Source organism: Frankia gtarii, assembly GCF_025403375.1.
In the GTDB taxonomy this organism is placed as follows: Bacteria; Actinomycetota; Actinomycetes; order Frankiales; family Frankiaceae; genus Frankia; species Frankia gtarii.
On record NZ_JAMPTM010000361.1, the window covers coordinates 1 to 6,149 of the forward strand.

Here is a 6,149-nt window from a genome sequence, read left to right on the forward strand (position 1 = left end):
TCAGAGGTGTATAAGAGACAGCGGGAAGGCGGGCTGGCACGGGAGGGCCGGTCGGGGCGCGAGGGCCGCGGCGGCGGGCAGCCGGCGGCGGCCGCCCCGGTCGATCCGCGCACCGCTCCCCGCCAGGCCTACGACCTGTGCCTGGATGCGATGAGCAAGGCCGCCGAGCTGCGGGCGGTGGCCAGGGCGTCCGGCTCGGCGTCGGCCGGGCTGATGACTGCGCTCGCCTGTCTGCTCAGCCTGGTGGTCGTGGGAGTGCTGCGGGTCTTCACGCAGGCGGCGGGGACGCCCTGCATCATCGGCGCGGCGGTGCTCGCGGCGGCGCTGGTGGCCGTGGCGGCCGGTACCGAAGGTGGGGGTAGGGCGGTACTGCGGGCAGGCATTCTGGGAGCGGGCGCCGCTGCGCTGGCAGTGGTCGCCACGTTCCGGCTCGCACCGATGGCGCCGGTCGACGTGGCCGCTGCGCTGCTCGCGCTCGCGGCCGCAGCCCGCTTCGGTCTCGGGCTCGGCTCGAGCACCGAGCAGGCGTCGGCGTCGGGCTCGCGGGCCGGTAGTTCCAAGAAGGGATGAGGACGGGTGTCAGGCACGATCGCCGACGTCAAGGCACAGCTCGATGAGGCGTTCCGGCGCACCGAGGAGGTCGCCGGCCAGCTCGAGGGCGCGCTGAGCATGATCGAGGAGGCGCAGGCGATGGTGATCGCGGCGACCGACGGCAGCGAGCATCGCGCCGTCGAACAGCTGACGAGTGCGCTGGTCGAGACGCGTGACACATTGCAGATGTCGCTGGCGTCCCTTGGCTCGGCGGTGCAGGAGGTCCGGGACTACCGGGATGGACTGTAGCGACACTCTTCGTGATTGCTGGCACACCTGACGTCGTTGTAGGTTCCCGGATCCCCATACTGTGGGGGAGTGGGCGTTACGGACGGATATGTTGCCGGTGGCAACAGTGACCAGGTGAAGGTCTGGGTAACAACGCTCCAGGCGCCCTGCAACGCGGTGCATCCGGATGCGGGGCTCACTACAGTCCGGATTGTCCCCGTGTGCCCGGGCGCCACAGCGATGAGCGGCACCGGACGCCGAGTACCGCCCGTGACCAGGAGGCTGCATCCGCCGTGTCGGACTTCATCCCCCTCGACCTGCCTCTCGTACTCCTGTCCAACCGGGGTCCTGTCAGCTTCGATCGGGACGCCACCGGTCGCACCGTGAACCGTGGTGCCGGGGGCCTCGTCTCGGCCCTGTCCGGACTCGCCGAACACCTCGACGACGCCGTCTGGGTCTGTGGTGCCGCCGGTGAGGAGGACGCCGTCGTCGCCTCCGAGAGCGCCGGCAGCTCGATCCTCGTCCAGACCCAACCCCAGCCCCACGTGGTGGACGGCGAGCCGGACGGTCCGGCGATCCGGGTTCGCCTCGTCGTCACCGACCCGACCGCCTACGCCGACTTCTACAGCGTGTGGTCCAACCCGATCCTCTGGTTCATCCAGCACGGCCTCTACGGCCGCTCGCTCGCGCCGGTGCTGACCAGGGCCGAGCACGATGCCTTCGAGAACGGGTACGCGGCGGTCAACCGCGCCTACGCCGACGCCGTCGTGGACGAGGTGCGCGCCCGTGGCGGCAAGGCTCTCGTCCTGCTGCAGGACTACCACTTCTACCTGGTCGCCGACTGGGTCCGCGAGCAGTGCCCCGACGTCGTGCTCACCCACTTCGTGCACATTCCCTGGCCGGGCCCGGACGAGTGGCGCATCCTGCCCGGCGACATCCGCGAGCGGCTGCTGCGCGGGCTGCTCGGCAGCGACGTCGTCGGCTTCCACATCCGCCGCTACGCCCGCAACTTCGTCCTGTGCGCCCAGGAGCTCCTCGGCCTGCCCGTTGACCTGGAGCAGCTCACCGTCACGGTCGGGGACCGGGTGGTCCGCGCCCGCTACTACCCGATCTCGGTCGATCCGGCCGCGCTCGACGCCACCCAGGCATCCGAGGAGGTCGCGGCGCACGTCGCGATGCTGCGCTACATCTTCCTCGACGATGATCGCCAGCTCATCCTGCGCGTCGACCGCACCGATCCGAGCAAGAACGTCGTGCGCGGCTTCCTGGCCTTCGGGACGCTGCTCGACCAGCATCCCGAGCTGGTCGGCAAGGTCAGTTTCCTCGCCCTGCTGCAGCCCAGCCGCACCGATGTGCCGGAATACGCCGACTACATCGCGCTCATCGGCGCCCTCGTCGCCGAGATCAACGCCAGGCACACCAAGGAGGGCCGCCAGCCGATCGACCTGCGGATGGTGGAGGACTTCCCGCTGGCCGTGGCGGCCTACTCGATCTGTGACGTGCTGATCGTCAACGCGATCGCCGACGGGATGAACCTCGTCGCGAAGGAGGTGGCGGTCGTCAACCGCCGTGGCGGTGTGCTGGCCCTGTCCGAGATGGCCGGCGCCCACGAGGAACTCGGCGAGTTCGCGGTGACCCTCCAGCCGTTCGACATCCAGCAGATGGCGGACGCCCTGTACACGGCGTTGACGATGCCGCTGGAGGAACGCCACCGCCGGCTGTCCGCCGCCGCCGAACAGGTCCGCACCCACGACGTCCGGCGCTGGCTCGACGATCAGCTCGTCGATCTGCGTCGGATCGCCGGGTTCAGCTGAGCGTGGACGGACCCCGGGCGATCCCCGCACGGCGGGCCGAAGGGCCCGGCGCGGTCCGGGAATCACCCTGCCGATCCGCCCTCGCGGGCGGGTCGGAAGAAGGGGCGAATGCACACCGGCCCCGGGCATCCGACATCGGTGTTCGCGGGTAGTCTCGCAGCGGGAACGAGGCGCAGTGCTCCGCCGGCAGGCGGATAGGATGAAAGTGACGGGAGTGGACGTGGCGAGTGAGACCGGTCATCACAAGGCCAACACGGGTTCGTGGCTCGCGGTGCTGCTGGTGATCGCGGGCTTCGTGTTCGGGTGCTTCGCGCTCATCTTCGCCTCGGTGCCGCTGTGGATCGTCACCGCCGTGCTGCTCGTCGGCGGCGCCGCCATCGGCCTGGCATCCCGGATCATGGAGCAGGCGTACTAGCAGCCCGGTTGTCCGACGCCGGGCTCGCCCGCGTCGCGGGCACGTAGGCCCCGCTGTACCCCGCGCTCAGCTTGACCCTGCCGAGGGTCCGGCTCCTTCACGCAGCGCGCGGGGGGTGACGAACGAGACGAGCCGGGTCGAGTCCTGGCCAAGCTCGGCCCACCGCGACACGGCCAGATCCTCGACGGCGAATGCCGCGGTCGGGAAGGTGGGGATCCGGAGCCGCTCGCCGGGGGCGAGCAGGGCCACGGCGAGCGTGTGGATGCCGGGATTGTGCCCCACGAGCAGGACGCTCGGCACCCCGTCGTCGACCTCGTGCAACCGTTCCAGCAGGGCCTGCGCCTCCGCCAGGTAGAGGCGGTCCTCGACCAGCACCGGCACGTCCGCGGGCAGCGCCGAGGCGATGCCTTCGACGGTCTGCCTGGTCCGCAGGGCGGCCGAGCACAGGATGAGGTCGGGGGCCAGCCCGTGGTCGGCGAGGTGGCGGGCGATGAGCCGGCAGCCGCGGCGACCGGCGTCGGACAGTGGCCGGTCGATGTCGGGGGTGGATCCGTCGGCCCAGTCGGATTTGGCGTGGCGCAGCAACAGCAACCGGTGGGGCGGCCTCACCGGACACCGCCGAGTGACGTGATACCGAACGTGGAAAACATGGCTGCACTCGCATTCCAGCACATGGCCGCGTCGAGCGGTTCAGGAATGCGGAAATATACCAGCCGGGGAATGCACCGAAGTCGGCACGCACGCCAGTTCGGGCGAGCTCGACGCGACGGGGCCCTCGACGGCGAACGGCCCGCCCCGGGCGGGGGTGGGCCGTTCGCCGTGGGTGTCCTCGTGGGTCAGCTGGCGACCGAGGCCGACAGCAGCAGGCGGTCGGCGAACACCAGCGCGTCCTCGGCGCTCAGGCGGCCGCGCGGCACGACGGTGGCGCGTTCGTCCGAGGTCAGCCCACCCCACACTCCGTGCTCCTCCTGCCGGAAGATCGCGGTGGCCAGGCAGGGACGCAGCACCGGGCACTCGGAGCAGATCTTGCGGGCGCGGATTTCGGCGGCGGCCCGGGCCTTGGTGTTGCGGCCGTCGGGGGGGAAGAATGCGTCCGGATCGCCGTCGCGGCAGGCCGCATCCTGACGCCAGTACGCGGGCCATCCGGCCCCGAACGGCTGCGGCGGCAGATCACGACCGGGAAGAACGGGTACGCCGGCGCTCATCGGACATCACCGCTTACGCAGACGCAGGGGCACGTGGCGAACAGGAAACTGAGTGCGGCGGAGCTTCGGACAGATAGCACGCTGGGCTGACTGGGCATACCGTCTCCTGCTGACGTTGCAAAGGCGGACACATGCTTTGCAGACCGCCAAATCCGGCGTAGCGCGACACCCCAGACAGGCAGGTCAACCTTCTTGCGGCGAGAAGCCCCCTGGAGTTTCCGGGAGGAATCCGCCGACGGCGCCATTTGCTCGGCGTACCGGGGGCGGGTTCCACTCGGAAACGATCCCGTCTCGTCTCGTTAACCGAGGAACGTAGACGTCTCTCAACCGGATAGCAAGGGTTCCGGAACGCAGACGTCCGGAGTGCTCCGGCGGGTCGTCCGGGGGCGCATCGGGGCACCGTCCGCAGGGCTCGTGTCACCGCGACCCGAGCTTGATGATCTCTGGGGGAGCGGCGGCTGCATGCCGGCCGCAGCAGCCCGCCGGGGCCGGAATCGCTGGTGGACAGCGGAAACGGGCGTCGGGGAGATCGCTGTCGGGTGGCCGACTCGGGCCACGGGGGCCCCCGTCGAGCGGCCTACGATCATCGATCCGGCGCGGCGTACGGCCGGGTTGCGGGCAGATGACGAACGGGGGAACCCTGTTCGGGTGGCGCCGTCAGGCCGGATTCGGCCGTAAAATGTGCGCAGAACCACATTCGACGCCTTTGCTGGTGCAAGTGCCGTGAACGTGGCGCGGGGTAGGCAAGCAGACTCGGCGGCGTGCCACCGGGTGGGGCGATCGGCGTCGGCCGGTCACGCACCACCGCGGGTCGGTAGGCCCGCAGCGGCCCAGGCGTGGTATCCGCCGATCACATCGGTGGCCCGCCACAGGCCGAGCTGGCGCAGCGCATCGGCCGCCAGGCTCGAGGTGTAGCCCTCGGAACAGATTACGATGACCTGAAGGTCGTCACCGGTCGCGATCGGCAGCCGGGCGTCGCTGGTGGGGTCGAAACGCCATTCGAGCACGTTGCGCTCGACGACCACAGCCGCGGGGATCTCCCCCTCCGCAGCCCGTTGGGCGGCCGGCCGGATGTCGACGAGGACGCTGCCCGGCTCCTCGGCCAGGGCCCGCGCCGCCTCGGCGGGTTCGAGGCGACGCAGCCGGGAGCGGGCCGCGGCAAGCAGCGCATCGATCCGGCTCGCGGCGACGGTCATCGCGTGGCGCCGGCGCCGGCGGCGGCGACGTCCCGTCCGGCGTGGGCCGCCACGGCCGTGGTCGCCACGGCCGTCGTCGGGACGGCCGTGGCGACCACGGCGCGCACGTCGGCGTCGTTCCGCGTCGGCGCGAAGCGCATCGGCAGCTCCGGCGGAGAGTAGGCGTGGATCGTCGTGGCCACCTCCAGCCCGCGGTTGGCTACCCGGTGCACGTGCGCCGCGCCGAAACCGACGGCGGCGCCGGTGACGTGCTCGCGGACCCGCGTGATCGTCCAGTTCCGGTCGTACCGGTCCTCTTCGACGCGGCCCTCGGCGACCGCCATCGCTCCCAGCGCGCCCCCATGGTCGTGTACCTCGGTCTGCTGCCCCGGATACCACCCGATCAACCACACCTCGACCGTCGCGGAGAGCAGCAGCCGGGTGTACCAGCGGCGGTCGGACCGGTGGTGGATCACCGGCCGCCAGATCCGCGGCACCCCGGCGAGGGCGGCGGTCAGATCCCGCAGTGTCGCCAGGTCGACGGTGCCCGGCTCGTCGCTGAGGCACTCGACCGGCAGGAAGGGCTCGGTGTGGCGGGCCGGGTCGGCGACGAGCGCCGGGTGCAGAAGAGGCACGGGGACTCCCAGAACAGTGGAGGCGAGCGGTGCCACCGTGGCGGCCGGGAGGAGGACGGCCGGCAGGGGGCAGGGACGCGCGGGGG

General features: G+C 71.1%; 7 protein-coding genes and 1 pseudogene. 4 read left to right on the forward strand and 4 right to left on the reverse strand.

Translation table 11 applies throughout. From position 1 onward, the window contains the following. The 4 genes and pseudogenes from NBZ83_RS29400 to NBZ83_RS29415 form a co-directional block, all read left to right on the forward strand. A pseudogene (locus NBZ83_RS29400) lies at positions 1-570 on the forward strand (hypothetical protein); the annotation flags it as partial. Positions 571-576: 6 nt separating this feature from the next. Then, entirely contained in the window at positions 577-840 is a 264-nt protein-coding gene (locus tag NBZ83_RS29405; RefSeq protein WP_009739496.1) for a hypothetical protein, read from the forward strand. Positions 841-1,112: 272 nt separating this feature from the next. Then, positions 1,113-2,633, forward strand: a complete 1,521-nt coding sequence (locus NBZ83_RS29410; protein WP_261576256.1) for an alpha,alpha-trehalose-phosphate synthase (UDP-forming) — start codon at positions 1,113-1,115, stop codon at positions 2,631-2,633. A gap of 199 nt (positions 2,634-2,832) precedes the next feature. Further along, complete coding sequence (locus NBZ83_RS29415; protein ID WP_261576257.1) at positions 2,833-3,048, forward strand: hypothetical protein; 216 nt, start codon at positions 2,833-2,835, stop codon at positions 3,046-3,048. A 66-nt stretch (positions 3,049-3,114) separates the two neighbouring features. Here the strand turns inward: NBZ83_RS29415 and NBZ83_RS29420 are convergent, their stop codons facing one another. The 4 genes from NBZ83_RS29420 to NBZ83_RS29435 form a co-directional block, all read right to left on the reverse strand. Beyond that, positions 3,115-3,657, reverse strand: coding sequence for a SixA phosphatase family protein (locus tag NBZ83_RS29420; protein ID WP_261565929.1), 543 nt, complete (start codon positions 3,655-3,657; stop codon positions 3,115-3,117). Between the two features lie 227 nt (positions 3,658-3,884). After that, the gene (locus NBZ83_RS29425) at positions 3,885-4,253 is read right to left on the reverse strand and encodes a WhiB family transcriptional regulator (protein ID WP_261565931.1); all 369 of its coding nucleotides are present in this window, start codon (positions 4,251-4,253) and stop codon (positions 3,885-3,887) included. Between the two features lie 794 nt (positions 4,254-5,047). Beyond that, positions 5,048-5,449: a rhodanese-like domain-containing protein gene (locus NBZ83_RS29430; RefSeq protein ID WP_261565932.1), complete on the reverse strand. Its 402-nt coding sequence runs from the start codon at positions 5,447-5,449 to the stop codon at positions 5,048-5,050. Next, on the reverse strand, positions 5,446-6,149 hold a 704-nt coding region (locus NBZ83_RS29435), incomplete at its 5' end, for a cysteine dioxygenase (protein ID WP_308203838.1). The genes NBZ83_RS29435 and NBZ83_RS29430, both read right to left, overlap by 4 nt.